Genomic DNA, 25,196 nt, shown 5'->3' on the forward strand with positions numbered 1-25,196 from the left:
CGTTGGTATGACTCCCACTGTCAAGTTAAACGCACTGATCCCTGCCTAACTTTTTAAGCCATAATTACTTTAGCTCGAATTAGAGCGAGTTAATACATAGGATGAAGCAAGTAATGTCGTCGGTTATCTTGCTGATATTCGTTGGTTATTACTATTTCTAGTAACAGAGCAGACCTTACTTATTTCGTCGTGGCACCTGTCTTCAGTCTATGTTCGTGGTTCAATGCAGCGTTAGCTGCACTGCCATCCTAACGCCGTCGGTGGTTGTGCCACACCCGATGCTTGATCCCATGCATTAACTCTAATACGTTTATCATGCGGGTACTCTTGCCAATCTAAGTTTTGTATTCACTGGCGTAAGCACCACTTCTTTTGCAATAGCCCATATGTACGCAATCATTTCTCGGGCAATGGCGGTAACAACCAGATTGTAGTGTTTCCCTTTGGCTATCATTTTTTTATAGCGTTTGCAGAGCCTAATCTGTGCTTTCCACGCAATATCAATAATGTCCTTTGGTAAGCCTTCTTGTCGTTTTTGCATATCTGTTGATATATTTGCCGCATACCGATAAGTGTGTGCACCTTCCACAAGAAGGCGTCTTGCTCGGCCATTTCCGCATTTTGTGATGGCGCCAATATGGCGTTTGCCACCACTCGAGTGTTCACTGGGTACAAGACCGAGATAACTCATTAATTTACGGGGATGGTCGAAACGCGATAAATCGCCAAGCTCAGCAACAACGCCAGTGGCGACCAACAAACGGACACCACGCATAGCTTGTATTGCTTTGACAACAGGATAATAACGCCACTGGTGAACGTGGTGTGTTAGTTCATTGTCTAGCCGTTCAAGTCGGCTTATTCGTTCGGTAATTGTGTGTAAAAATTCTTGTAAGACGATGTGCTGAGCGGGGTGTGGCAGCACAATCTCAGTGAGCCAACGTAAATGTTTTTGTGACCAATTCGCAGTGCCTTTATAATTGATATTATTGCGAAGCAACAGCGCCTTTAATTGATATTTGGCATCTTTTAAGTCCTTCATTGCCACTTCGCGTGCACGAGATAAATCGCGTACAGCTTCATCTTCAGGCTCGGGAACATAGATAGGTGTTAAATCTTCAGACTTAAGTAATTTAGCAAGCTTAAGAGCATCACGTTTATCGGTTTTAATCTTCTCACCAGGTTTTTTAGGAATAAGAGAGGGCGCCACCACGTAACAGCAATGGCCGAGGCTGGTAATTAACCTGTAAATCCAATAACCACATGGGCCTGCTTCATAAACAAAATGAAGTGTTGCGCCAGAGTATTTCGATTCGAACTGACGAACAAGCTTTTGAACGGCCACTTTGGAAGACGAAACTCGGCCAAGATGAACAGGTTGCGCACCTCTATGTTCTTCAATATAGGCGACTTCATTGAATTCTTTATGTGTATCAAGACCGATAAAAAGTATGCTATGTTTATTCATGTTAGCCTCTGCTGTTTAGTTAATTGACAAACTAATTATGGCTCTGGCTTTGAATTAAGCTAACCCACGAAAAGCGGAGGCTAACACCGTGTGGGAGTCATTATGTCTATATACCCCAAGGAGTTTGTGTTTATGGATATAGATCAAAGTATAAAAATTATCGAGCAACAAAATCGAAAACTTTTCAGTGCAACCCACACATGGCTTATTGTCATTGCAATTTCCACAATCGCGCTCATCCTTACTCTAACTATTCCTCCTATACCAGCCGCTTTAATAACAGGTATATCAGCATTTTTTGTTCTTTATTATTATGTTGCTCATGCGATTAAAAAAGTTAATGCTCGTATCACGTTAATGGAAACAAGAAATAAAACAAAGTAAGGTTATATAACAAGCGCCTAAACTCCGACAATGTTACGTTATCATGTTTTTGGCAAACAACGCAAAAAGCTATGCCAACACATTGCGTGTTAGGCGGGCGTTAGCAAGCAAGGAAAGCTCGGTGAAATACTCACTATTATTTTTACTACTTTGTAATCTGGTCTCATTCAACAGTCTTTCCTGTTCAATTGCTGGTTGGAGAATGTTTACCCCAATTCCCGATAGTTGGAATGCGGTTACCCTTGAACAACCCGAAAACGGTTACTTTTGGGAGCTAGTGCCAGAGCCAGTAGTGGAATTAAGTAGTTTGTCTCGGGGATCAGGCAACCGAAGTTCAGCTTGTTCTGATTTCGGAATTATAGAGTTAAGCGTATCTCTTCCAGAAAGCAGTTCATATAAAATTTCAGATTTTGGTGTTTACGTTAGACTCACCGAAGGAAAACAACCTGATTTAATATTTCCGGATACGCCCATGACTGGACGTATAGATAATGGAGTAATGAAATTGGTATTCCCTTGGCTAGAGCCTCAAAAATCAAAGATAGAGCCATTAAATTTAACATTAGATATATTTCTGGTATCACACAGACTTAATGTAGGTAAATCCGTTAAACTTGTGGTTAAATAGCTTGCTAACAAGCTAATTAATAAGGACAAAAAACAGTTGGCTGTTTTCGTTCCTCAACATTTTAGCCAACAATTTTTTGCCCATTATTAGGGCGTTAGTGAGCAGGAGGCTTAACATGAATATTTGGTATATTTTAATAACTTTATCGAGTTTAGTTGGTTTGTTGGTCGCCAAGTATATGAGGCACAAATTAGCAATTTTTGTTGCAGGTGCAGTGCCTTGGTTGGGCCTATTAGGTTCACTGTTATATACAGAGTATTTTGTGCCTTACCAAGGTGGTGGTGCTTCTATGTGGCCGGTCGCACAACTTTTCGGCGGAACTGCCGCTGCAGTAATAGGCGTTGTAGTGTTTTTCGTGGCTCGTAAGTTCATCTGGCCAATTAAAGATGCTCACTAACAAGTTGCCTAAGTTCGCCGCAAAAAGCGCGGCATTAGCAAAGTAAGCCATCAGCAATTAAAAAAGGTAGAGGAGCAACTAAATAATCGCCCTAGAAAATGTTTAGGATTTAAAACACCAAATGAAGTCTATAATGAATTAGGTGGTGCACTTCCAATTAGAATCTAGGTAGTGGGTGTCAGATTTAATAAAGTGGGTGTCAAATTTAATAATTTTCAGATTTAATAATTTACTCAGAAGCCTTCACCACTTTTTTGCCATTGTCTCTTGAATAACATCAGATTTTAACCGCTCTTCAGCATACATTTTCTTTAAACGACGATTTTCATCTTCAAGTTCTTTAATTCGTGTCATTAAAGACGCATCCATACCGCCATATTTAGCGCGCCATTAATAAAAGGTTGAATTGCCCATGCCATGTTCGCGGCACAGCTCAGGAATAGGCACGCCGTTTTCTGCTTGTTTTAAAATGGCAAGGATTTGGCTGTCAGTAAAATGTGTTTTTTTCATAATTTTCTCCTGTATTTACAATAAGAGAGAATTCTACATTTGACTTCTTTTGGGGAGATTACCCCCTTTCACCCTAAATAAAAGCCACTCAAACACCCGTAATCCCTTAAAAACGCCAATTAAAACAATATCAAACACTTCAATCTTCTGCGTAAAAATACAGTAATCAATTGAACCAAAATAGGAACTCAGCTATGGTTTGTTAATCAATAAAAAAAATTTAATAACGAGTTAATCTACAGGCTCATCATATGCCTAAAAAGGAGTTTTAAACAATGAAGCTTTTTCTAATACCATTATCAATAGTTGTTCTTTGTTCTTGCGCTACAAAATCAATTCCAGAAGCTACAAAAACGGAAATGGATAGTGATATAAAAAGATATCTAAATTATAGGAATCAGAAAGCTTATGCAGTTGCCGTGGAAAAAGACGGCGCATGGGTAAGTGGCTATGGGTATGGATATCCGAATCAAGAACTCGCCAACAAAAGAGCTTTACTAGAGTGCGAAGTACAAAAACAGTCTCGTAAAATTAGTGCAGACTGTTTTGTTCTTTATGAAGATGGACGTAGAAAAAACGGCATATAACAAAACGCTAAACACGTTCACTGGGACAGTAACGCAGCGGCTCTTCGCAATTATGCAGCTACGTCACTGCTCGTTAGCTTTACAAGGAAAATTTGGTGTTTGATAGGATAAAAATAGCGATGTCAAAGGGGGTTTGGCACGCTTTGGCGTTAATCTTAGTCATGCTGTTAGCTGGGCCAGAAATAGTGGTAAGTATTGAACTTATGGCCATGGTAGAAGTGCTTGGGGCTTCTACCTTTGTATTGATGTATCTCTCAGGTATAAAGCTTTTTTTCTCAAAGGTGTGGGATAAATATAAAAATTTTGAAAAGCATTCAGTTTTCTTTTTTCCAACTTTTCCTGTTTTTAAAAAAATGCCATCACTGATAGTTCATTCTATTCCTGAGCGGACTGTGGTTATTGGACTTCTTACGTTTATTACTGTTGCAATGATAATATTTTACATACAAATTTTAATTTAGTTTAGTAAAGCTAATTAGCACCCTGAATCAACTTTGCTAAACATACGCTTGAGCTTGCAAGCCCCTTTGTAGCTATACGTATTAGCGCACTTAATTTTAAAAAAAGTGCGCAGGTTTTAATTACATAGCTAGTTTTTAAAGCAAGCTTTACTGCACTAATAGCTCTTTTCTTACTATTTCCGCGCCTTTACTCAATGCATTAAGCTTAGCGTTCGCAACTTCGCGCGAAAGCGGGGCCATGCCGCAGTTTGTGCAGGGGTAGAGTTTGTCGGCATCTACAAACTGTAGGGCTTTGCCTAAAGTAGCGGCTANTACTTCTTCAGGTGTTTCTATTTCATTGGTGGCAACATCAATAGCGCCTACCATTACTTTTTTACCGCGAATTAGTTCAAGTAAGTCCATAGGTACGTGTGAGTTGTGACACTCAAGTGAGATAATATCAATATTTGATTGCTGTAATTTAGGAAAAGCTTCTTCGTACTGGCGCCATTCATTGCCAAGTGTTTTTTTCCAATCGGTGTTAGCTTTAATGCCGTAGCCATAACAGATATGCACAGCAGTTTCGCATTTTAACCCTTCAATTGCGCGTTCTAAACAGGCAATGCCCCAATCGTTTACTTCATCAAAAAATACATTAAACGCGGGCTCATCAAATTGGATAATATCTACGCCTGCGGCTTCTAGCTCTTTGGCCTCTTGGTTGAGTATTTTGGCAAATTCCCAGGCTAATTTTTCGCGGCTTTTGTAGTGGTCGTCATAAAGAGTATCTATCATGGTCATTGGGCCGGGTAGTGCCCACTTTATAGGTTGGTTAGTTTGCGAGCGCAAAAACTTAGCGTCTTCTACAAATACAGGTTTTTGGCGGCTAACAGGGCCCACTACGCTTGGAACACTTGCATCGTAACGGTCGCGTATTTTTACGGTTTTTCGTTTTTCAAAATCAACACCGTTTAGGTGCTCTATAAATGTAGTTACAAAATGCTGACGTGTTTGCTCGCCATCGCTCACTATGTCAATACCAGCGAGTTGTTGTGAGTGAAGTGCAATGCGCAGGGCGTCTTTTTTGCCTTCAATAAGTTCGTTGTTTTGAAGCTTCCACGGCGACCAAAGGGTTTCTGGCTCTGCAAGCCATAAGGGCTTTGGTAGACTGCCAGCTGTAGATGTAGGTAATAATGTTTTCATAATAAGAGTGACCCTTTATTAAAATAAGGTTAGACGTTTGCTGATGTAAATTGCTCAAGCACTGATTTATACGGTTTTATAAAATGCTCTTCAGCAAACTTGCCTTGTTCTGCGGCTAATTTACTGCGCTCATCTCTGTCGTAAATAATTTGCGTGAGTGAGTGGTCGGCATTTTTTAAATTAGGCTTAAAGGCGTTACCCGCTTTGGCATTGGCGTTATAAATTTCTGGGCGATAAATTTTTTGAAAGGTTTCCATTGTGCTAATGGTGCTTATTAGCTCAAGGTTGGTGTAATCGTTTAGTAAGTCACCAAAGAAAAACAAGGCAAAAGGTGCGGCACTATTTGCAGGCATAAAGTAACGCACCTGTAGGCCCATTTTTTTAAAGTATTGCTCTGTTAACGAAGATTCGTTTGGTTGGTATTCAATACCTAAAATAGGGTGCTGGTTGGCAGTGCGATGATAGGTTTTGTTATCTGACACACTGAGGCATATTACCGGTGGCTTTTTAAAGTGTTGCTTATAGGTGTTGGAGCTTACAAACGATTGAAATAACTTACCATGCAGCTCACCAAAATTATCGGGAATACTAAATTGTGGTTTATTTTTATTATGTTGCTGAAGTAACACGCTAAAGTCGTAGTCGCGAACGTACGATGAAAAGTTATTACCAACAATACCTTCTATGCGCTTGTTTGTTTTGGTATCAATAATATTCGTTTTTAATATTTCTATAGAAGGAAAGCTTTGGTTGTTTTCATCTAAACCAATATCTACAGAAATAATCTCAAGCTCTACACTGTAGCGCTCAGCGGTTGGGTTATCCCAATTAGCAAGGGTGTTAAAGCGGTTGTTGATCATATTTAGCGCTTTTCTTAAGTTTTGTTGGCGGTGTTCGCCTCGTGCTAAGTTTGCAAAATTAGTGGTAATACGGGTGTTTTCAGCGGGTTGGTAGTTTTCATCAAGGCGCTGACTTTTAATATTAAATGTAATGTTTTTACTCATGGTGACTCTATCCATATTGTATATTTAAAACCTGAGCCTTTAGCGTGCTCAAAGGGTGGTTTTATAATAAACAGGCTTAATGCTTATAAGCGCTGGCCGATGGATAATTTATACGTTGATTGGTGCTTTAATAAAAACGGTTTAATTTCACATAAAACATGAGTTTGATTCATTTATATAAATTAAATGTGTTACTGAGAGAATATAAACCTGTGTTTAGGCATGTAAAAAAATAGTGCAGCGTATAATTTATAGGTGTTTAGACGTCTAGATGTGTTTGTTGTGCTAAATTCACGTTAAGCATTAATAAAATTCAGGCACGGCTGTAACCCTTATTTTAATTAACGCTTAAAGTTACAGTTTTAAAAATTACTGTAGTTTTTCGGCGAATTATAGGCACTTATTAATTAAAAAAGCGGTTAAAAGGGAGTGGTTTTTAATGCAACAACTAACAATTATACCTGCAGGCATCTATGTGTTGTTCATCTAGGCTTAGTTACACTGACTTAACTAACTTGATAATAATAAAGTACATTATGTACGGACACTAAAATAAATGAACAAACTAAAAAATCTCATTACTCAATTTATAGTTGCAATGCAAAAGCGACCAGGGCTATTGGCTGTATTGGCGTTTTGCTCAGGTGTTGCAAGCTATGTAATGGTCGATAGAAAAGAGTCGTTCTCGCAGGTTATTGCCATTGTTTTACTGGTGAGCTGGTTTTGGTTGATCATCGACAATTGGCTACGCGATAAAGTACAAGAGCGCTTTGGGGTCGCCGTATCTCCTAATGTAATGCGCTTTGCACTGCAAATGGTGCAACAAGAAAGCCTATTTTTTGCGTTACCGTTTTTTTTAGCGGTTACCCAGTGGGATCACCCACAAGCACTCTTTACATCGCTGATTATTATATGTGCCTTCATATCGGTAATAGATCCATTTTACTATAAAAAGTTAGCTAAAAACCGCACACTGTTTACAGTATTTCATAACTTTGCATTATTTGTGGTGTTGCTTGTTACGTTACCTATTTTATTAAACCTAACTACGAGCCAAAGCTTAGCAATTGCGCTTGTAACCTCAGTGCTTATTACTTTACCTAGCTTAACAAACTTAATGCCTGATGCGCGCTGGTGGCGTTTTCCTATTTTAGTTTTAATTTTATGCGCAATAAGCGCCGGGGTTTGGCAGCTTCGCAGCTTTGTACCGCCAGCAGCCCTGCGTTTAACCGATATTACCTTGGCACACAAAGTAGATGTTGAGCATAAAAAACCACTAGGTAGTATTGATACTCTTGATTTATATACACTTCATCATGAAGGATTATACACATGGACCGCAGTAAAAGCGCCAAGGGGTCTAAACGAAAAAATATTTCATGTATGGATACACAATAAAAAAGAGGTCGACAGAATTACGCTCAATATTAATGGCGGGCGAAAACAAGGCTACAGAGCATGGACTCATAAAGTAAATTTTCCACATGATGCTAAAGGTAAGTGGCAAGTAAAAGTGGTAACTGAGTCGGGGCAATTAATAGGACTTACGAAATTTATTGTTACACCTTAACGCTATAAATACGCTGATAATCAACTATAGATTTGATACGCTGTTTTTACATTACTTAATGGATGAGTGTTATGAGCATTGCTTTAGATATTGTTATGTGGCTAATGATAGAAACCATTTTAGGGTTTATTCTGTACTCTACCGGCTGTGCAATTTTAAACGTATTCACCTTTGGTAAGTTTAAAGCTGACATTAAAGATTATGTGAGCTTTAAGGCAAATAAAGCTAAAAACGTTTACCTAATATGTTTACTTGGTTTTAGTTTTTACGCAGCGTTAATTGGTTTTGTTGCTTACATTAGCCAATAACTTAGGTTTATAAGTATATGAAGTTTAATAAGCTATTGGTTATAGCGGGGGTTTTAAGTTTTATAGCGTCACTTTTACATATTGCCTGTATTTTTGGCGGCCCTGATTGGTATCGCTTTTTTGGTGCTGGTAAACACATGGCGCAGTTGGCTGAGCAGGGGAGTACGTATCCTACCTTTGTTACTTTAATTATATCAGCCATACTTGCTATATGGGGCATGTATGCGCTCTCTGGCGCGGGCGTTATTTTAAAGCTGCCTTTATTAAAAACGGCTTTAGTATTAATAACAGGCGTTTATTTACTAAGGGGGATAGCAGGATTAATCGCTCCTTTTGTAACAACCAGTCAGTTTATTCATCACAACTCCATTGTATTTTGGATTGTAAGCTCAATTGTATGCAGTATTTATGGGCTGTTTTATTTATTAGGTACACTTAAACTTTTCCGAACACATACCTCATTAACCTTATAAATTAAAAACAGTGAGCGCTAAAAATAGATTTCTACAGCTCAGGTTAATCAAGTTATTTACTATGTAAGGAGCAACATGAGTCACGATCACAGCCATCATATTAGTCACTATAATCGCGCGTTTGCTATAGGCGTTTTACTCAATCTTATATTTGTCGTGATAGAAGCAGGGTACGGTTTTTTTGCCAACTCCCTCGCGCTTTTAGCCGACGCAGGGCATAACCTAAGCGACGTGGTTAGCTTATTACTTGCGTGGGGGGCAAATGTTTTGGCAAGTAAAGCCGCTACCGACAAGCGCACCTTTGGCTATAAAAAATCAACGGTGTTAGCGTCTTTAATGAGCTCTGTTTTACTTATGGCTGCCCTTGCTAGCATAGCTTGGCATGCTATAGAACGTTTTGAAAACCCTCAGCCGGTTACAGGCATGACGGTTATAGTGGTTTCGCTTATTGGTGTGGTAATTAACACATTAACTGCGTTGTTGTTTGTGCAAGGGCAAAAGCACGATTTAAATATTAGAGGTGCTTTTTTACATATGGCGGCTGATGCAGCGGTGTCTTTAGGTGTGGTAATTGCCGGCATTGTTATTTTATTTAAAAACTGGCAGTGGGTAGACCCTGTTGTAAGTTTGAGTATTGTCGTGATTGTGTTTATTGGCACGTGGGGATTATTTAAAGACTCGCTTAATTACGCCACAGACGCCGTACCCAAAAATATTAGTATAGAAAAACTAAAGCAGTATTTTTTAAGCATTGAGCATGTAACAGGTGTGCATGGGCTACATGTGTGGCCACTAAGTACCACAGAGTCTGCGCTTATTGTTCACTTAGTAACGGACAACAACGCATTAAATAACGACTTTTTAATTGAAGTACAGCACCATTTACATGACCACTTTGACATTGAACACGCCACCATTCAAGTTGAAAGCAGCCAAGGCAGCGCAGGTTGTATGTTCAACCATGGGCATGCCCATGGTTAAACGTTAATTGGTTTTAAAAAATTAACCCTGATAGTTTGTAACAACTTAACGAAAAAATGAGTAGTAGCACGGGTAATATAACTACATTTAAAAGTGTTGAGTTGGTGTATTTTCCCATGACTGATTTTTGATTCACTAACCACACCAAATATGCGGTAATTATGGGCAGTAGTAATCCATTTGCAGCCTGTGCAAATATAATTACCGCAACAGGGTCAAGCCCCAGTGAGGCCACAAATGCACCAAAAGCTAAAATAGTAATGGCGACTGTTTTAAAACGGGTGTTACTCATTTCGCTTGACCAACCAAGCATGCCACATACCGCATACGCGCCTGCTAATGGGGCTGTTATTGCGCTGGTTAATCCTGCGGCAAATAAACCAATAGCAAAAAAGTAATGCGCTGCTTCGCCAAGTAATGGCTCAAGTTGCACAGCCATATTTGCTGCACTAATTTTACCGGCATCGGTGCCATAAAACGCAACAGACGCGGTTGATAAAATGGCAAGGGTGATCACCCCACCTAGCGTAATTGATAAACCTGTATCTAAGTTAGTTTGTTTAATAACAGTGTCTTTATCACTTTTAGAATGATCTTGCGCTGCCAAAACACCAGAGTGCAAAAATAAGTTATACGGAACAATGGTTGTGCCAATGAGGGCCAATACCGTTGTAATTGAGCCACTTGGCATTGTAGGTATAAACCCAGCGAGTACTTTAGCCATTGGTGGCGCAGCCATAATTAGGGTAGATATAAATACTAGGCTCATAAGGATAACCAGCAGTATTAATGCATTTTCTACCACTTTGTGCTTACCACTGTATAAAAGAATAGCGCTACATACAGCAATTAACGGCGTCCATATTTGTGCACTTACCCCTGGGAAAATACCAACTAGCCCCATACTTGCACCACTGAGGTTTCCGGCTTCATATGCAGCGCTACCTACACCAATAGCACTTATTACTAAAAAACTAGCAAGCGCTTTAAGATAAGGGGTTTTAATGTGTGCACGTAACGCTTGTGCTAAATCTTGCCCTGTTGCTACTCCTAATCGAGCAGCCATAGACTGCAACAAAATAGTGGCAATAACCGAAAAAAGTAATGTCCAAATTAATGCAAACCCAAAGTTTGCACCGGCAACACTTGCCGTTGTGATTGTTCCGGGGCCAATAAATGCGGCTGTTACAAGTAATCCTGGGCCAAATCGCATACTGTTACCTTAATATTTGCTTTTAAATTTAGAACAACGTTTTATTACGTTGAACCTAGATTGCTGCCACTTTACGTGCCATGCAGCGAGAGCCCCACCTTGGCTAATTAACCTTAAACTCTGAGTAATTATTTTAATATGACTATCAAAAAGCCGCGTAGGATACCAACTTATATATAGATTTAAAGAGCCAAACGATTACCTGCTAGTTAAATGCACAATATGCGCGAGTTATATTTATAAATCAGCCATGTGCGTTGTTGGTTTCTCATTTTTATCCTACCTTATAGATTGTAAAATGAGCAAGTTACTTAGTTTTTTAATGATGTGAGCCACTTTTTAAATAAATTGTTTAAAAAGGCATCTTTTTATTGCTGGGCTTCGTTATATAGCACTATTATGCGCAACTTTTTGGTTTTGGACCTTTTAATGAAAACTAATTTAAAAATCTTTCACTTGATCTGCATTATGTCGCTGGCTTTAGGTACGAGTAAAAGCGCTGCGAATGAATCGCTACACGAGCTTGAGGTAGGTGTAGGCGGGAATATAAAAAGCGTTGCACACCCTGACCACGAAAATGAAAAATTAAATTTTCATATTCATCCTTTATGGGAAAGCCATTATGTGACAGAAGGGCGCGATAACTTGCTCGGTAGCGCTTTAATCTCTATTGCGGGCGAAATAAATTACAATGACTTTACGTTTATTCCCTGGTTAGCAACAAGCACTGATAATGACTACGATGAGCTAAATTTAAATGCTATTTATTCAACTGAGCTTGCAGAACACCTAACTTTGTATGCAGGTTACAACCATATAAAAGCACGCGAGGAAGGAGTAAATTCCCATGATAATGAGCTTAGCCTCGATATAAGCTATGCATATGATTGGGATATACATGCAATGGCGAGTATCTATCACTCGTTATCGCTCAGTGGCTCCTTTATAGAGCTGGCAATTACAAAAGAGTATGCATTTAGTGATTTAATGCGATTGGAGCTGCAAACTGCGGCGGGTTTTAATAGTGGTTATGTAAGCGATGGCCACAATGGCCTTAATAACGTAAAACTTGCTGCTAATTTATCTTATCAACTATTAAATAATGTCATGCTATCTGGCTATGCCAGTTACAGCGTTGCAATAAACAAAGATGCTGCACACTATAGCGGTGATGAACATTTACGCTCCTTATTTTGGGCAGGGTTTGGTGTTAGTTATCAATTTAATTAAGTGGAGGTTAGGCGTTAGCGTTAAAGCGTAAGTGATGGGTGCCACCCTTATTAATTTTTGTTTAGAGTGCTAAAAATTGTGCAAACAAATAAAAGCCTCGCATTTTTAATATGTTTTAGGTTTAAGGTATAGTGGGTACAACACTCAATTAAGGAGGCTTTTATGAAATTTTTAGTTTTTTTAGGCACCGTTAGAGATAGCACACCCCCTAAGCCAGCACGATTAGGAGAGCGAGTGGCTGAGTCATGCCTCAATTGTTTAAACGAGCGCTACAGCGAGCACGAGTTTGAACTTATAGACGCGCTCGACTTTCCTTCAGAAGATGTATTTAAACCTCATTTTGCCTATGCAAAAAGCCAAGCTCCAGCACATTTAACAGCCTTAGCAGATAAAATTACCCAAGCAGATGGCTATATAATGGTAAGCCCAGAGTACAATCATAGTATGAGCCCGGCATTAGCTGATTTGCTAAACCATTTTGGCAGCTCGTTGTTCTCGTATAAGCCAAGCGCTATTGTCACCTATTCGGCAGGGCAATGGGGAGGATTACGTGCGGCAATTAGTTTACGTACCTTTTTATCAGAACTTGGGTGTTTACCAGTCTCTGCAATGGTTCATGTACCAAAGGCGCAAGAGGTGCTAAATAGCGATGGTTCAATGCAAGTGGGTGAAGAAGAAAAATCGTGGTTTAATTATTATTCGCGTACTTTTAGCCAACTGATGTGGTGGGCACAGGCGAGCAGCCAACATAGTAAAAACGTAGATCCCCACGCTATGTTAAAAAGTTTTAAAACAGCGCCATCTCAGCGAAATGCACCTTAAAAAATGTATTAAGGTGCGCTTTTATATGTATACTGTTTTTATATACAGCATTTCTCTCGATTAAAATAATAAGCTAATTGATAAGCGGGCTGTGCGAGGCTCAATAGGATGAAAGTGGTTATCTTCTACACCTTGTGCAGGCTCGCCCGGTAAGCGCGAAGCGTAGTAGTAATCTATATCGTGATCGGTACTATCAAATAAATTCAGTAGTTCAAAATCGACTTTCCAGTGAGTTTGTTTATAGCTAATAGCACTATTAACTACCGTTAATGGTTCAGATTGAATATCACCAGAGTCAGAAAGCATCCGTTTACCTATGTGGCGTACTCTAAATGATGATTGCCACATTTGACTTATATGCCAATTTAAACCTGCACTTGCAACAACAGGTACTGCGCCTTCTATATAGTTCTTGTCAGAGTTTATATTTAATCTTGAATGAGTAAACGAGGCTTCCATGTCTAGGCTAAAGCGTTCATTAATCCAATAATACGCACTTAGCTCTAGACCATAACGTTTTGATGCATCACTGGGCTCTGTATTACCCGCATCACCTACAAATAAAAGCTCTGAGTCGAGTGTAAGCCACCATAAAGCGGCGGATAAATTAACGTTTTGATCATCGGCAAAACGCAGGCCTAGTTCAGCACCTTCACTTTTTACCAGTAAATCTACTTTTTCGGCATTTTGTTGGCTAACAGGGTCAATATTAATGGTAGTGCCGCGGGCATCGTTTGAATGAAAAGACTGCCCCCAGTTTGCATAAGCGACTAACAAATCTGTAAGTTTATAATTTAAACTGCCTTTAAAGCTTACCAAGTCATCGTTTTCTTTGCCCGAGTTTACCCGTGTAATACTGCTAACATCGGTATCAAAATAATCGTACCGCACGCCTGCAGTGGCCTCTAATTTAGGTGTGAAAAGTATTTTTGTTTGCCAATAACTCGAATAGCTTGTTTGTCTTATGGCATCTTGTCTTATTGTATTGAGTCTCTCTCGCGCTTTAGTGTTATAAAGTCCTACCTTGTCTATATCGTCATGGCGAACCTCAAGCCCTGCAGTGTGCTGCATATTTAAACCCGCAGTAAGGGAGTCAAATTGATAACTTAGCTCACCACCATAAATAGTGCGGCTATCTTGTTGGTTAAACTGATCGCCATTTATAGGGTCGTTTAAAAAATAGCTAAAGTTAGAAAACAGCGTTAAATCGTAATTTATGGCATAAATACTGGTTTTTATATGCTTGCCTTGCCAAACACTTGATAGGCTATAGCGACTCGAGCTCCCCCCAAGGGTGGTATCAAGCGACCCTAAGGGTGACGTTATATTTTGTGACACTGCGCGCTGTGGAATTTGATCGGCTGATTGCCATGTGTTGTCGTAAGCCATTGCTGTAATAGATAAATCTCCATTTAAAGCTTTGCCAACATAACGAAGTAGGGCATTTTTTTTATTTACGTTTTCGTTTATATCATCCCATGGGCCATCGTAGCCTTGCCACTCAGCTGCTGCTATTAACTTGGCATTAGATACATCAACTGCACTAAGCACTACTGCACGTTTATAGTTATCTTCACCAATGCTTAGCTCTATTTGCTTGTGCTTTAAGTTATTAGCTAAATTAAATTGCGCACTCCCCGCACTTGAAAAGTCCCCTTGTGTAGCGCTGTATGATCCTTTTTGGTAATTAATAGTTGAAATAGCTTCTGGAATAATAAAATTAAGATCGGTATAACCTTGCCCGTGTCCATGGCTTCGCATATTTATGGGCATGCCCTCAATGCTGGTGGCAAAGTCGGTGCCATGATCTAAATTAAAGCCTCTAATAAAGTATTGATTAGCCTTACCCGAGCCACTGTGTTGTGTAACCGCCATGCCTGGAATAAGCTCTAACATTTCGGCGCTTCTGAGCATGGGGCGCTGCTGTATTTCTCCTTGACCAATAATACCGCTTGAGGCACTGATAGACTCGCCAATTAAACCATCTCTATGCCCATAAACAGTAAGGGTCTCTATATTAGCGTAGGTGCTAATGCTATATAACGTGCTCAGTGTAAGTAAAGCTAATCTCTTCATCGCTAAAATCCCTATGTATTTACTATCTAAAATAAGCAGATAGTTTAAATACGGCTTAGCTGATCGATTGGATGCAACATTTGTTAGCAAGGTGTAATAGCGCATATTAAACACTAAGCTAGTGAGCTTTTTAGGTATGAGTAAAAACTACCTGGTGAGTATTGTAATCTACCTACATAACACTAATAATCATGTGGCTAACTAACTATTTAACCTATAAAACAAAGAGCCTGTATTGAAAGCCAAAGAAATTCGCAATTTTTATATTAACGAAGAGCAATCTGTTTATTTGCTGTCGCATAGAGATGCCAAAAAACACCGTCAATGGCTTAATATTTGTATTAAACAACTGAGTGCGCTTGGGTATAAAAATGTAGAGATGATTGGCTCTGGTGCGTTTGGCTTTGTGTTTGCTGGCAATGACGAAAATGCCTTACCTTGGGTGTTTAAGTTCTCGCGTATAACGCTTGCCCAAAGTGTGCGCGACCGCCTAGAAGACGAAGCGTATATGCTCTCGCAAATTAATAACCCGCTAGTGCCCACCTTTTATGCTTTTGAGCGTATAAAAAAGCAAGGTATTTTAATGATGGCCCGCGCCATTGGAGAAGACCTTGAAAAGGTATCGCTAAAAAAAGGGCGTTTTAGTGCCGCCCATATTATGCAATTAGCGGTGCGGCTGCGTAATGTATTAATAGACCTGCGTAATCATAAAAATGGTTTAACCCCTCAACCTATAGTACATGGCGATATTAAACCTTCTAACTTGGTATGGGATGAGCAAAGCGATGCGCTGTCTTTAGTTGATTGGGGAAGCTCTGTTTACGCACAGGTTGATAGTAAGGGTGAGCCTATAGCCAGTAATTTTATGGATTTAATGTCTGGAGATTTAAGCACTACTAATGCCAGAATGGGCGATGTGTATTTTATAGGTGATGCGCAAATGTCGGGTGAGCAGTCATCGCCACGATTTGATGAACAAGGCGTGGCTTCTACTTTATATGCACTTGCCTCCGCACAGTCGTGTCGTTTTGGCGCGCAAGCCATTCCTGCAAGCTCGCTTGGCTTACCCAAAGAGCTTGCCAATGTAATTGATGGCATGCTGTCTAAAAATAAAACCATACGCGATGGCGCAGGCGATTACTTTATGCGTAACATTACTAAAATGGCTAAGGCGTATTTACCTGAACTTAAAAAAGCGGAGCCTCGTCCTGCTATTCCGTATTGGTTTGGTAAAGGCGATAAGCCCGACACCGTAGTATATAGCTCGCGCAAACAGTTTTTACGACAAGCCGATCATAATCAGCAATTGCTTGATGTAAACGATGCTCAATTAGACCGTTACTATAAAGAGTTTTTGTTTGATACCGGCGATACCGAAAAAGCCTTTTTGGCCTCTATCAGCCGCCTAGCTAAATACCCGGTAGTGGGTGGATTGAGTTTTCATTGGAAAGATGAGTCGGTGTTTGTTGAGTCATCGCTTATTATGCATGATGAAAGTTTAAAAACAGCCTTTACCGATGCCATTAATAATACCGTGATGCTTGCACAAGCGATAAGTCAAAAAGGTTTATTTAAGTGTTGTTTATTTGATGCGCGTAAAACTATTCAGTTAGAGCGAGATGGAACTGGGGCGTTTAAGTTTGATAACCTCCCTGAGCTTGATTATGAAGTTGTTAGCATGAAGGCAAACGAAATTGCACGTCCACATTCTTACTTTGAAGACGGTAAAGACCCTGATGAGCAGCTGCAACTTCCTAAAAAAGTGATTAGATGCGTGTTTGAGCTAAATCAAATTCATCATACGGGCTGTATTATATTTGAAGCCCTGCCAGATAGAATGAAAATACACCATTACTATCGCTTACTCGATGAAAGCAAAGAATTAGAGTTTAAACGGTTACTTAATAAATTAATGCAGTATGCAGTTAACATTACTGATGTAGGGGTAGCAGGATTTATGAAGCTTCCTTATAAAAACACTCGCGAATTTTCGCTTTGTGAAAAACAACCAGAGAATTTCTTTCCTAAAAATCCAAAATTATTAGCGCAATAAATTAAAAAAGGGCAGCTTAATATTAAGTCTGCCCTTGGCTACTTAATTGTTAGTTTAAAACACTGTGCTAAAGGGCGTACGCGGTGTTAAGTCAAACTGATGAGTCATTTTTTGCTGTTTGTTAGTGGCAGTAATGTGGTACTTATTTAAATCAGAATTTTGACTAAATAACCTAACGTTTAATTTTAGTTGTGCGCTTATATTGGGCACTGTATATCGGCCCGTAATCGTTATGTACTCAATGTTATTAGTATCAGTATGCGACACTTCAGGGTTTAGTAATAAGCCCTCTAAAGAAAACTTATAATGATGATCGTTTAAATAAACCCCTCGCATTATAGTTTTGCTGATTTGCTTTTTATGGGCGTTAAATTCATCCATAGATACTTTTTTATTTAAATCATCATCAAGGTTATTAAATGCAGAAATAGGTAGCGAGAGTACTATAAAGGCATGGTTATCAATCACGTTTAATGTTCCGTGTTGAGCCACCATTAAATGTGCATAAACAACCGGTGCTATAACAATGTTGGCCACTAAAATAAGCGCAACCAGTGCTTTTTTATGTAATTTCATCATGCTCACTTTGCCTATAAGTAAATTTATAGCTCGCCTTTAACACAGCGTTGAAAAAACGGATAAGTATCGGTTGCATAGTAATGGTATATGCCTTGTGGAAATTCAGGGGTAACACCAAAGCGCCCATTACACTCATCTAAATCGCCAGAGCCAGCTACATATTCCCAATCTTGTGCAAAAGTCCCCAGTGGATAAATATCGGTAGAAGGGCGGTTATCGCTTACAGTACTAATATGTTGGTAGCTACCTGTCATTACTTTAAGTGACGAACTTGCATCATCCGCGGTGCTATAGCCATAACGCGCATAAATAGGAAACCCATCAGCCGCCCATGCAATTAGAGTCATTGTTGAGCTGTTGCCGCCTCTAAGGGAGATAAATCCCTCAGGCATGCCATGATAATGATATGTGCCATCGGGCTGTACGTGTGCGTTGTTATCGTCAGTACCAAAACTAAAGGTATCTTGGCTTAGTGCTTCAATACTCCAGTTGCCACTGTTATCGCCAAGCGAGCAATTATCGCCAGAGTCATCACAACTGCCACCGGTACCAGCATCAATTTTAACGCCATTTAGTACTATGCCTAACACGCCTCGAGGGCCGCCCATTAAGGTTGCGGTATCGCTTTGTTCAGGCGTTAACGTAAAGCTCTCACTCACTGTTTGCTCAGAAATGGTGTTTGGATTGTCGGGATTAGGAAACGTGCCCACATCATGATCTGGAATGCCATTAGCAACTACATCGCGTGTTGTACCTGTGCATGCCAATCAGCAGAGCTGGTGGTTTGCACTGATGTTGAGTCGTTATATTCATTGTAACTGTATTCACATAGCACTTGCTCGGTTGAGCTGGTGCCACTTGTTGCTGTTGTACTTTCACTGCTTGAACTTGTACTTTCATCAGTGGCGGTTGTTAGGTTTTGCTCATCACTGCCACATGCAACAAGAGAAGAAATTGCTGCGCTTAAAAACGAAATTTTTAATAGTTTAACTTTATTACATAGAGAGTGATTCATCATACACAGCCAATTAAGTACTAATTGACGCTATTTTTGATCTTAAATGTGCAAGCAATGTGCAAAAATAAATCAACATTGAGTATGTTTGTTAATCAGGTGATTTTACTTAAGCTGCATGTATTATAAAATCAGTGCATTAACAGCCTAAAGTAAAGAATGGTGTAATGGCAAAATCAAAACCTGAGGTGTCGATTCAAAGTTGTGGGATTTATTCTACATGGGATAGCAAAAGTAAAGCATTGCCACAAATTGAGCAGTTTACAACCAATGTAATTGCCAAGCTTGATGTTGAATTTGGTTTAATAATTAATATCAAAAAAGCAAAAGGCGAAAAACTTCACTTTTGTATTTATCACCCCGATATACCAGACAGTAATGGTGAAATAATGCCGCCCTTTGAAGGCGTTGAATACATTAAAGAGAACGACTGGCAGTTTTATTTAGGTGATACGCTGTGGGAGCCTATTGAAAATAAATTAGGTGATTGGCGAATGACACTCACCCTAAATAATAAAATTATTGCCGATAAAACATTTAACGTTGCACTTGAAGAGCAAGGCTCTGTTAATGATTTTTGGCGTAAACGAGGTTACTAAGCCCTAAAACTGCAGAGCTAAAAAAAGCCAATATACATTGGCTTTAAAAATATAACTTAACCTGAACTCTGGTTAAGAGATATACCAACATAATTTATCATGATGATCTTTAAGCTTAATTCTCTAGCCAGCGGTTTTCGGTGAAAACAAGGCGAATTTGCGCGTCAATAGCTAGCCTATTGCAAGTAAATTCAACGCTGTTAGCGCTGAAAATAGCTGCTAGAGATAGATTTATTATCCAGAGTTGAGGTTAACTTAGTTACCCCACGGGTTAGTTGCATTTGAGCGTTGTTTTCGTGCCCTGGCGCGTTGTTTAGTGGCCTTTTTTTCCATAATTCGCTTTGCATCACTAAAACTTAATTCGCACGGCTCCCCCGGTTTATGATCAGCAGGAATGACTCTATCTCGTGGCGGTAATTCGTATTGCACATCGTCGGGTTTAGGTAAGTTTTTAAGGCGGTATAGGTAAAAGTTATCTACCTTTTCTTGTGCCCATTGTGTTTTACGTAAAAACTTAACCGCCGATTTTACATCTGGGTTGTTTTTAAAACAGTTTAATTGCAAATAAGCGTGTAGTAGCTCCCACCCATATTGCTCAACCAGTTCTTCAACCACTTGCTCTAATTTTACGCCTTGCAGTGGGTTATTACTGTAAAGATCTTGGTTGCTCATAGGTGTTGCCTCATTAATAAAAATACAAATGCCATTATAAATTTAATAACGAGGCTTTAATAGATAAAATTGCTTAACTTTGGCAATTAACAACTACGCGGCCGCGAATTTTACCTTCCATAAGTTGCTCGGCATTTTCGATTACTTGTTCAAGTGTAATTTCGGTTGAAATTTTATCAAGGTAATCGGCTTTAACTAAGCTTGCTAGTCTGTCCCATGCTTCTACTCTGTCTTTTTTAGGGCGCATAACGCTGTCTATACCAATTAAAGATACACCACGTAAAATAAAGGGCGCTACAGAGGCGGGTAAATCCATGCCTTGGGCTAAACCACACGCAGTAACCACGCCACCGTATTTAAGCGATGCACAAATATTAGCAAGTGTGTGGCTGCCTACCGAATCTATAGCACCCGCAAAGCGCTCTTTTTGAAGTGGCTTACCTGGGTTTGAAAGCTCATCTCGGCTAATAATTTGTGACGCACCTAGCTCTTTTAAGTAATCGCTTTGCTCCATTCTTCCTGTGGCAGCGGTTACGTTATAGCCCAGCTGATTTAATAAATAAATGGCAAAGCTGCCAACACCGCCGTTTGCACCGGTCACTAATATTTCGCCATCACTTGGAGTGATGCCTTGTTTTTCAAGGGCAATAACACTCAGCATTGCTGTGTAGCCTGCGGTGCCAATTTGCATTGCTTGTTTTGGCGAAAGCGCTGCAGGGAGGGGTATTAACCAATCACTATTAAGCGATGCCTTTTGTGCAAGGCCACCCCAGTGTTTTTCGCCCACACCAAAGCCATTTAAAATTACATTATCGCCAACAGTAAATTCATCCGTACTTGTTTCACTTACTTTGCCCACTAAATCGATGCCTGGCACCATAGGAAAACTGCGCACAACAGGGCCTTTACCAGTAATGGCTAGCCCATCTTTGTAATTGAGCGTGCTGTAAAGTACATCAAGTTGCACGTTTTGATCTGGTAGGTCACTTTGCTGCACTTCACTAAGCGCTGCAGCGTAGTTTTCGTCTTTCGTAATTACTATAGCTTTAACTGAGTTACTCATAACATATCCTTTTAGACCGATCGGTTTTTAATGGCTAAATAAAATGCGCATTAGGTAAGTAATGCGCGTAAAAACATTTCTGTATACAACGTAAGGGGTTTACTTGATTGGGTAAGTTTAGCGCGCATAACGGCGCCTTCCCAGCCAATCCAAAAATATTCACTCATAAGCTGCGTATCAACAGTTTTAGCAAGCGTGCCTTGTTGCTGTGCTTCATTTAAACACTGCTCCACTTGCTGCTGCCATGCTACGTAGCTTTGTAGTAAGCGGATTTTAAATTCATCACTTAAATGATTGAGCTCTTGATTTAAATTGCCGACCAAACAACCGCGTTTGTACTGGTATTTTTGCATGCCCATAATGGCACTTTGCGTAAAGTGAATTAAGCGCTCCAGGGGCGGGGTATTGCTATCGGTTAAATATTTTTTGAGCTTAGTAATAAAGTAGTCATCGTAGGCATTTACTAACGCAATACCAAACGCTTCTTTACTTTTAAAGTAATGATAAAACGAGCCTTTAGGCACGCCGGCTTTTTTTAAAATGGTATCAAGGCCAGTTGCGCTAAAACCAAATTCGGTTAAGGTTTCTAGTCCAACCCTAATAAGGTGCGCTTTGGTATCGGCGTTTTCGCGAGGTATTTTAGGGGGTCTTCCGCGCCGTGCAGGTGCCTGAGCAGTGTTCATTATAAGTAACCCCTAATAGCCTTTTTTATAGTTAATCCATATTAGACCGATCGACTTTAATTAATCAAGCATAAATACCAATTGTTTAAAAATAAATCGTTAAAGCTGTTTTTTAAACAAAAGGGCAAATTGCAATAAAATCGTCATGATTACATTTTTGTTTGGAACTTAGCCAAAAAAGCTGTGTCGGATAAATAGGTCGTGTTAATTTTTGCTGGTTAAATTTGCAGTGGTGTTTGGCATTTAGATAAGGCGATAATGCACCATAAATACCAACTATATGCTGCCCATTAGCTGCTTTCATTAAATAGTTATTTAATCGCTCTAATGGATATATTTAAATCAGCAAAGTAGAACACGCCTTAGCACATAAGTGCATTTAAGCGGTTAGATAGCCGTATTGTAAATTAAAGAAGCAGTAAGAAATGAGGTGGTACGACCACTGTGTTTTTATTAATGTTAAATTATTTTTGCATCAGCATGTTAGTTAATGTCAAACAAATTAATTAATTTTGCTATTTGAATTTAACATTTTTATTAACTATTCATTAAATGTAGATTTCACTAATGCTACAAAATTTATAATTAAAAAAGGTGAGGATATTACCGATGAAGAGACAAAAAAGAGATCGTTTAGAAAGAGCTCATTCTCAAGGTTTTAAAGCAGGTTTAGCCGGACGCTCAAAAGAGCTATGCCCTTATCAGCAAATCGATCCTAAGTCTGAATGGTTAGGCGGTTGGCGTGAAGCAATTGAAAACCGAAACATGTATAAAACCTAATTCATCAGATAAGAATTAACGTAAAAAGGCCTCCAACTGGAGGCCTTTTTGCATACATTACTAACTTTAGAATGCGCTTGTGTCTTGAAATAAGCCCACTTTTAAATCTTTTGCTTCGTAAATTACGCGGCCATCTACTTCAACTGTGCCATCAGCCATACCCATAAATAATTTACGCTTAATTACACGTTTCATATCAAGGCGGTACGTTACTTTTTTAGCGGTAGGTAAAATTTGACCGGTAAATTTAACTTCACCCACACCTAAAGCACGGCCTAAACCAGGCCCACCAGACCAGCCTAAGAAAAAGCCAACGAGTTGCCACATAGCATCTAGCCCTAAACAACCTGGCATAACTGGGTCGCCTTTAAAATGGCAATCGAAAAACCATAGGCTTGGGTCAATATCAAGCTCAGCTACAATTTGGCCTTTACCGTGCTCGCCGCCATCAGCAGTGATTGAAGTAATACGGTCCATCATTAACATGTTGTCGCTTGGTAAACGGCAGTTACCTTCACCAAACATTTCACCTTGACCACATAGGATCAAATCTTCTTTTGTATAGCTATTTTTAGGTTCCATAACACTTATCTTCGCTTAGAAATTGCCAAGTACTTTAGCGTACACTTGTACGCTAAACAACTCGGAGCAGTTGAAAAAAACACTTTTTTGCGTGATTTATCGCCAATCAGTAGTGGCGATTGCTTTTTGCACTATAAAACCGCGCAATTACAATCAGAAATCATTATAATTACCCCTGACTTATAACCAGTTTAAAGGAAGTTTATGATCCTTTTTGTTAACTCACTAACAGTGATTGATTTTTCTTACTTATGTAACAAACGCGGCGCCGTTGGCGAGAGCTGGATTGTTGACTTAACGTTGCATGGCAAGCTAAATGAAGAGTCTATGGTGTTAGACTTTGGCTTAGTTAAAAAGCAAATTAAAGGCATAATTGACGACTGTTTAGATCACAAATTAGCAATTGCTAAAGGTTTAAATGGCACAGTACAAGAATTTGATTCGCACAAAACGCTCGATTGCACATTTGGTGATAACCACCATTTAGCCATGAGTGCTCCGCATCAAGCTTATTGCATGATAGACGCGCCAGAAATTAGCGTTGAATCAGTGACTGAATTTTTAATCGACACTATTTTACCAAAACTGCCAGGAAACATTGAAAAAATTGAGTTGTCGCTTAAACCAGAGCACAGCCAAAGTTTTTATTATCATTACAGCCATGGCCTTAAAAAGCACGATGGCAACTGTCAGCGTATTATTCATGGCCATCGTTCGCAAATTGGTATTAGTTTAGATGGTATGTCTATGCCACGCTTACAAAAGCAATGGGCAGAAAAATGGCAAGATATTTACTTAGCCACACGTGAAGACCAAATCACAGCAAGCGAATTAAAACACATAAGCGCTAAAAACGATGATGTGTGTTTTGCTTATACCGCTGCACAAGGTTACTTTGAAATGGCGATTAGCGAGTCACGCTGTGACATTTTACCTGTTGATACAACGGTAGAATGTATTGCTCAACACCTTGCTGAGCAAGTTAAGGCAGAATACCCCGACAAAGACGTAAAAATTACCGCATATGAAGGCGTAGGAAAGGGATCGATTAGTTATGCTTAAAACTCTTTTAGCAACAGCGCTTGTAACCACAACTAGCTTTAGTGCATTAGCGCTTGAGCTAAAAGGGCACCTAACGCAGGGCGGCTTAGTGACTGGCAAGCTTGAAAATGTAAAGTCGGTATCGCTAGATGGTAAAACATTAAAGTTATCAGACTCTGGCGATTTTGTGTTTGGCTTTGGTCGCGATGCGAAAGCAAAACACGTCCTTACGTGGGTAGATAATAATGGTAAAACACACACGCAAGATTTAATGATCACTAAACGTGATTATAAAATTGATAAAATTACCGGTGTGGCTAAAAAGTATGTGTCGCCCCCTAAAGAAGTAAGCGCACGTATTAGCCGTGAGGCGCAAGCAATACGTAAAGCGCGCGCAGTTAACTCTGATTTACAGTACTTTTTAGAGCCGGTATTAAAGCCTGCACAAGGGCGTATATCGGGTGTTTATGGTAGCCAACGTTATTTTAACGGCGAACCGCGACGCCCACATTTCGGTTTAGATATTGCCAATAAAACCGGCTCACCTGTTTATGCTCCGATTAGTGGCACCGTGGTGTTTGCCGACCCCGATTTATACTACTCTGGCGGTACGCTTATTATTGACCACGGCCATGGCGTTACCTCTACATATATTCATTTAAGCAAATTAGATGTAAAAGTAGGCGATACAATAAGCCAAGGCGACAAAGTTGCCGAAATAGGTGCAACAGGGCGTGTAACAGGCCCACACCTTGATTGGCGTTTTAACTGGGAAGGCGAGCGCCTAGACCCAGCATTATTGATGCAAGATAAGCTTGCTAATAAAAAGTAGATA

At 39.6% G+C, this 25,196-nt stretch carries 26 protein-coding genes and 2 pseudogenes; 16 read left to right on the forward strand and 12 right to left on the reverse strand.

The features are described from left to right. Positions 1-313: 313 nt before the first annotated feature. Complete coding sequence (locus L650_RS0103960; protein WP_029772239.1) at positions 314-1,468, reverse strand: IS110 family transposase; 1,155 nt, start codon at positions 1,466-1,468, stop codon at positions 314-316. Positions 1,469-1,600: 132 nt separating this feature from the next. Between L650_RS0103960 and L650_RS0103965 the strand changes: the two genes are divergently transcribed. From L650_RS0103965 to L650_RS0103975, 3 genes are all read left to right on the forward strand, one after another. Then, the gene (locus L650_RS0103965) at positions 1,601-1,852 is read left to right on the forward strand and encodes a hypothetical protein (protein ID WP_085065422.1); all 252 of its coding nucleotides are present in this window, start codon (positions 1,601-1,603) and stop codon (positions 1,850-1,852) included. A gap of 121 nt (positions 1,853-1,973) precedes the next feature. After that, positions 1,974-2,480, forward strand: coding sequence for a hypothetical protein (locus L650_RS0103970; protein WP_128081043.1), 507 nt, complete (start codon positions 1,974-1,976; stop codon positions 2,478-2,480). 115 nt (positions 2,481-2,595) lie between these two features. Beyond that, on the forward strand, positions 2,596-2,877 hold the full coding sequence (locus L650_RS0103975) for a hypothetical protein (RefSeq protein WP_029772267.1): 282 nt from the start codon (positions 2,596-2,598) through the stop codon (positions 2,875-2,877). A gap of 249 nt (positions 2,878-3,126) precedes the next feature. Here L650_RS0103975 and L650_RS0103980 read toward each other — a convergent pair. Further along, a pseudogene (locus L650_RS0103980) lies at positions 3,127-3,387 on the reverse strand (transposase); the annotation flags it as partial. A 275-nt stretch (positions 3,388-3,662) separates the two neighbouring features. Between L650_RS0103980 and L650_RS0103985 the strand changes: the two are divergent. After that, positions 3,663-3,974 carry a hypothetical protein gene (locus tag L650_RS0103985; RefSeq protein WP_029772268.1) on the forward strand — a complete coding sequence of 104 codons (312 nt, stop codon included), beginning with the start codon at positions 3,663-3,665 and terminating at the stop codon, positions 3,972-3,974. A 95-nt stretch (positions 3,975-4,069) separates the two neighbouring features. Continuing rightward, a complete protein-coding gene (locus tag L650_RS0103990) occupies positions 4,070-4,435 on the forward strand; it encodes a hypothetical protein (protein WP_029772269.1) in 366 nt (121 codons plus the stop codon). A 147-nt stretch (positions 4,436-4,582) separates the two neighbouring features. Here the strand turns inward: L650_RS0103990 and L650_RS0103995 are convergent, their stop codons facing one another. Together L650_RS0103995 and L650_RS0104000 are read right to left on the reverse strand one after the other, a co-directional pair. Then, positions 4,583-5,617: a methionine synthase gene (locus L650_RS0103995; RefSeq protein ID WP_029772270.1), complete on the reverse strand. Its 1,035-nt coding sequence runs from the start codon at positions 5,615-5,617 to the stop codon at positions 4,583-4,585. A gap of 29 nt (positions 5,618-5,646) precedes the next feature. Then, on the reverse strand, positions 5,647-6,621 hold the full coding sequence (locus tag L650_RS0104000; RefSeq protein WP_029772271.1) for a DUF1852 domain-containing protein: 975 nt from the start codon (positions 6,619-6,621) through the stop codon (positions 5,647-5,649). A 556-nt stretch (positions 6,622-7,177) separates the two neighbouring features. On the opposite strand from L650_RS0104000, the gene L650_RS0104005 reads away from it, so the two are divergent. The 4 genes from L650_RS0104005 (at position 7,178) to L650_RS0104020 (ending at position 9,953) form a co-directional block, all read left to right on the forward strand. After that, positions 7,178-8,191 carry a DUF5924 family protein gene (locus L650_RS0104005; protein WP_029772272.1) on the forward strand — a complete coding sequence of 338 codons (1,014 nt, stop codon included), beginning with the start codon at positions 7,178-7,180 and terminating at the stop codon, positions 8,189-8,191. 71 nt (positions 8,192-8,262) lie between these two features. Further along, positions 8,263-8,499, forward strand: coding sequence for a hypothetical protein (locus tag L650_RS0104010; protein WP_029772273.1), 237 nt, complete (start codon positions 8,263-8,265; stop codon positions 8,497-8,499). 17 nt (positions 8,500-8,516) lie between these two features. Then, positions 8,517-8,972: a hypothetical protein gene (locus tag L650_RS0104015; protein WP_029772274.1), complete on the forward strand. Its 456-nt coding sequence runs from the start codon at positions 8,517-8,519 to the stop codon at positions 8,970-8,972. Between the two features lie 75 nt (positions 8,973-9,047). Continuing rightward, positions 9,048-9,953, forward strand: a complete 906-nt coding sequence (locus L650_RS0104020; RefSeq protein WP_029772275.1) for a cation diffusion facilitator family transporter — start codon at positions 9,048-9,050, stop codon at positions 9,951-9,953. Positions 9,954-9,966: 13 nt separating this feature from the next. Here the strand turns inward: L650_RS0104020 and L650_RS0104025 are convergent, their stop codons facing one another. Beyond that, the gene (locus L650_RS0104025) at positions 9,967-11,166 is read right to left on the reverse strand and encodes an Nramp family divalent metal transporter (RefSeq protein ID WP_024032231.1); all 1,200 of its coding nucleotides are present in this window, start codon (positions 11,164-11,166) and stop codon (positions 9,967-9,969) included. Positions 11,167-11,595: 429 nt separating this feature from the next. Between L650_RS0104025 and L650_RS0104030 the strand changes: the two genes are divergently transcribed. Both L650_RS0104030 and L650_RS0104035 read left to right on the forward strand, forming a co-directional pair. Beyond that, positions 11,596-12,396, forward strand: coding sequence for a hypothetical protein (locus tag L650_RS0104030; RefSeq protein WP_029772276.1), 801 nt, complete (start codon positions 11,596-11,598; stop codon positions 12,394-12,396). A gap of 162 nt (positions 12,397-12,558) precedes the next feature. Beyond that, positions 12,559-13,218 carry an NADPH-dependent FMN reductase gene (locus L650_RS0104035; protein ID WP_029772277.1) on the forward strand — a complete coding sequence of 220 codons (660 nt, stop codon included), beginning with the start codon at positions 12,559-12,561 and terminating at the stop codon, positions 13,216-13,218. Positions 13,219-13,278: 60 nt separating this feature from the next. Here the strand turns inward: L650_RS0104035 and L650_RS0104040 are convergent, their stop codons facing one another. Next, entirely contained in the window at positions 13,279-15,294 is a 2,016-nt protein-coding gene (locus L650_RS0104040) for a TonB-dependent receptor (protein ID WP_029772278.1), read from the reverse strand. Positions 15,295-15,529: 235 nt separating this feature from the next. On the opposite strand from L650_RS0104040, the gene L650_RS0104045 reads away from it, so the two are divergent. Further along, a complete protein-coding gene (locus L650_RS0104045; RefSeq protein WP_029772279.1) occupies positions 15,530-17,347 on the forward strand; it encodes a protein kinase domain-containing protein in 1,818 nt (605 codons plus the stop codon). 54 nt (positions 17,348-17,401) lie between these two features. On the opposite strand, the gene L650_RS0104050 is transcribed toward L650_RS0104045, so the two are convergent. After that, positions 17,402-17,926 carry a hypothetical protein gene (locus L650_RS0104050; protein ID WP_085065423.1) on the reverse strand — a complete coding sequence of 175 codons (525 nt, stop codon included), beginning with the start codon at positions 17,924-17,926 and terminating at the stop codon, positions 17,402-17,404. Positions 17,927-17,949: 23 nt separating this feature from the next. After that, positions 17,950-18,944, reverse strand: a pseudogene (locus L650_RS0104055) (YHYH protein). A 164-nt stretch (positions 18,945-19,108) separates the two neighbouring features. Between L650_RS0104055 and L650_RS0104060 the strand changes: the two are divergent. Next, complete coding sequence (locus L650_RS0104060) at positions 19,109-19,540, forward strand: DUF3859 domain-containing protein (RefSeq protein ID WP_004586517.1); 432 nt, start codon at positions 19,109-19,111, stop codon at positions 19,538-19,540. A gap of 255 nt (positions 19,541-19,795) precedes the next feature. On the opposite strand, the gene L650_RS0104065 is transcribed toward L650_RS0104060, so the two are convergent. The 3 genes from L650_RS0104065 to L650_RS0104075 all read right to left on the reverse strand — a co-directional run bounded on the left by L650_RS0104065 (position 19,796) and on the right by L650_RS0104075 (position 21,958). Next, positions 19,796-20,212, reverse strand: coding sequence for a VF530 family DNA-binding protein (locus tag L650_RS0104065; RefSeq protein ID WP_004586518.1), 417 nt, complete (start codon positions 20,210-20,212; stop codon positions 19,796-19,798). 73 nt (positions 20,213-20,285) lie between these two features. After that, positions 20,286-21,275: an MDR family oxidoreductase gene (locus L650_RS0104070; RefSeq protein WP_029772281.1), complete on the reverse strand. Its 990-nt coding sequence runs from the start codon at positions 21,273-21,275 to the stop codon at positions 20,286-20,288. Positions 21,276-21,325: 50 nt separating this feature from the next. Next, positions 21,326-21,958 carry a TetR/AcrR family transcriptional regulator gene (locus L650_RS0104075; RefSeq protein WP_029772282.1) on the reverse strand — a complete coding sequence of 211 codons (633 nt, stop codon included), beginning with the start codon at positions 21,956-21,958 and terminating at the stop codon, positions 21,326-21,328. 609 nt (positions 21,959-22,567) lie between these two features. On the opposite strand from L650_RS0104075, the gene rmf reads away from it, so the two are divergent. Beyond that, the gene (rmf, locus tag L650_RS0104085; protein WP_004586522.1) at positions 22,568-22,738 is read left to right on the forward strand and encodes a ribosome modulation factor; all 171 of its coding nucleotides are present in this window, start codon (positions 22,568-22,570) and stop codon (positions 22,736-22,738) included. A gap of 66 nt (positions 22,739-22,804) precedes the next feature. On the opposite strand, the gene fabA is transcribed toward rmf, so the two are convergent. Continuing rightward, positions 22,805-23,320, reverse strand: a complete 516-nt coding sequence (fabA, locus tag L650_RS0104090) for a bifunctional 3-hydroxydecanoyl-ACP dehydratase/trans-2-decenoyl-ACP isomerase (protein ID WP_004586523.1) — start codon at positions 23,318-23,320, stop codon at positions 22,805-22,807. A 204-nt stretch (positions 23,321-23,524) separates the two neighbouring features. On the opposite strand from fabA, the gene L650_RS0104100 reads away from it, so the two are divergent. Together L650_RS0104100 and L650_RS0104105 are read left to right on the forward strand one after the other, a co-directional pair. Then, entirely contained in the window at positions 23,525-24,382 is an 858-nt protein-coding gene (locus tag L650_RS0104100; protein WP_029772284.1) for a 6-carboxytetrahydropterin synthase, read from the forward strand. Next, positions 24,375-25,193, forward strand: a complete 819-nt coding sequence (locus tag L650_RS0104105; RefSeq protein ID WP_029772285.1) for a M23 family metallopeptidase — start codon at positions 24,375-24,377, stop codon at positions 25,191-25,193. Before L650_RS0104100 ends, L650_RS0104105 begins: the two co-directional genes overlap by 8 nt. The last annotated feature ends 3 nt before the right edge of the window (positions 25,194-25,196 follow it).

The sequence above is a fragment of the Pseudoalteromonas sp. TB51 genome, from assembly GCF_000498055.1.
Lineage (GTDB): Bacteria > Pseudomonadota > Gammaproteobacteria > Enterobacterales > Alteromonadaceae > Pseudoalteromonas > Pseudoalteromonas atlantica.

Excerpts from the sequence above, each read along its gene's own strand:
- L650_RS0103960 (WP_029772239.1), bottom strand. The coding sequence starts at position 1,468 with ATGAATAAACATAGCATACTTTTTATCGGTCTTGATACACATAAAGAA.
- L650_RS0103965 (WP_085065422.1), top strand. The coding sequence starts at position 1,601 with ATGGATATAGATCAAAGTATAAAAATTATCGAGCAACAAAATCGAAAA.
- L650_RS0103975 (WP_029772267.1), top strand. The coding sequence starts at position 2,596 with ATGAATATTTGGTATATTTTAATAACTTTATCGAGTTTAGTTGGTTTG.
- L650_RS0103985 (WP_029772268.1), top strand. The coding sequence starts at position 3,663 with ATGAAGCTTTTTCTAATACCATTATCAATAGTTGTTCTTTGTTCTTGC.
- L650_RS0104000 (WP_029772271.1), bottom strand. The coding sequence starts at position 6,621 with ATGAGTAAAAACATTACATTTAATATTAAAAGTCAGCGCCTTGATGAA.
- L650_RS0104005 (WP_029772272.1), top strand. The coding sequence starts at position 7,178 with ATGAACAAACTAAAAAATCTCATTACTCAATTTATAGTTGCAATGCAA.
- L650_RS0104010 (WP_029772273.1), top strand. The coding sequence starts at position 8,263 with ATGAGCATTGCTTTAGATATTGTTATGTGGCTAATGATAGAAACCATT.
- L650_RS0104015 (WP_029772274.1), top strand. The coding sequence starts at position 8,517 with ATGAAGTTTAATAAGCTATTGGTTATAGCGGGGGTTTTAAGTTTTATA.
- L650_RS0104020 (WP_029772275.1), top strand. The coding sequence starts at position 9,048 with ATGAGTCACGATCACAGCCATCATATTAGTCACTATAATCGCGCGTTT.
- L650_RS0104025 (WP_024032231.1), bottom strand. The coding sequence starts at position 11,166 with ATGCGATTTGGCCCAGGATTACTTGTAACAGCCGCATTTATTGGCCCC.
- L650_RS0104030 (WP_029772276.1), top strand. The coding sequence starts at position 11,596 with ATGAAAACTAATTTAAAAATCTTTCACTTGATCTGCATTATGTCGCTG.
- L650_RS0104035 (WP_029772277.1), top strand. The coding sequence starts at position 12,559 with ATGAAATTTTTAGTTTTTTTAGGCACCGTTAGAGATAGCACACCCCCT.
- L650_RS0104040 (WP_029772278.1), bottom strand. The coding sequence starts at position 15,294 with ATGAAGAGATTAGCTTTACTTACACTGAGCACGTTATATAGCATTAGC.
- L650_RS0104050 (WP_085065423.1), bottom strand. The coding sequence starts at position 17,926 with ATGATGAAATTACATAAAAAAGCACTGGTTGCGCTTATTTTAGTGGCC.
- L650_RS0104060 (WP_004586517.1), top strand. The coding sequence starts at position 19,109 with ATGGCAAAATCAAAACCTGAGGTGTCGATTCAAAGTTGTGGGATTTAT.
- L650_RS0104065 (WP_004586518.1), bottom strand. The coding sequence starts at position 20,212 with ATGAGCAACCAAGATCTTTACAGTAATAACCCACTGCAAGGCGTAAAA.
- L650_RS0104070 (WP_029772281.1), bottom strand. The coding sequence starts at position 21,275 with ATGAGTAACTCAGTTAAAGCTATAGTAATTACGAAAGACGAAAACTAC.
- L650_RS0104075 (WP_029772282.1), bottom strand. The coding sequence starts at position 21,958 with ATGAACACTGCTCAGGCACCTGCACGGCGCGGAAGACCCCCTAAAATA.
- rmf (WP_004586522.1), top strand. The coding sequence starts at position 22,568 with ATGAAGAGACAAAAAAGAGATCGTTTAGAAAGAGCTCATTCTCAAGGT.
- fabA (WP_004586523.1), bottom strand. The coding sequence starts at position 23,320 with ATGGAACCTAAAAATAGCTATACAAAAGAAGATTTGATCCTATGTGGT.
- L650_RS0104100 (WP_029772284.1), top strand. The coding sequence starts at position 23,525 with ATGATCCTTTTTGTTAACTCACTAACAGTGATTGATTTTTCTTACTTA.
- L650_RS0104105 (WP_029772285.1), top strand. The coding sequence starts at position 24,375 with ATGCTTAAAACTCTTTTAGCAACAGCGCTTGTAACCACAACTAGCTTT.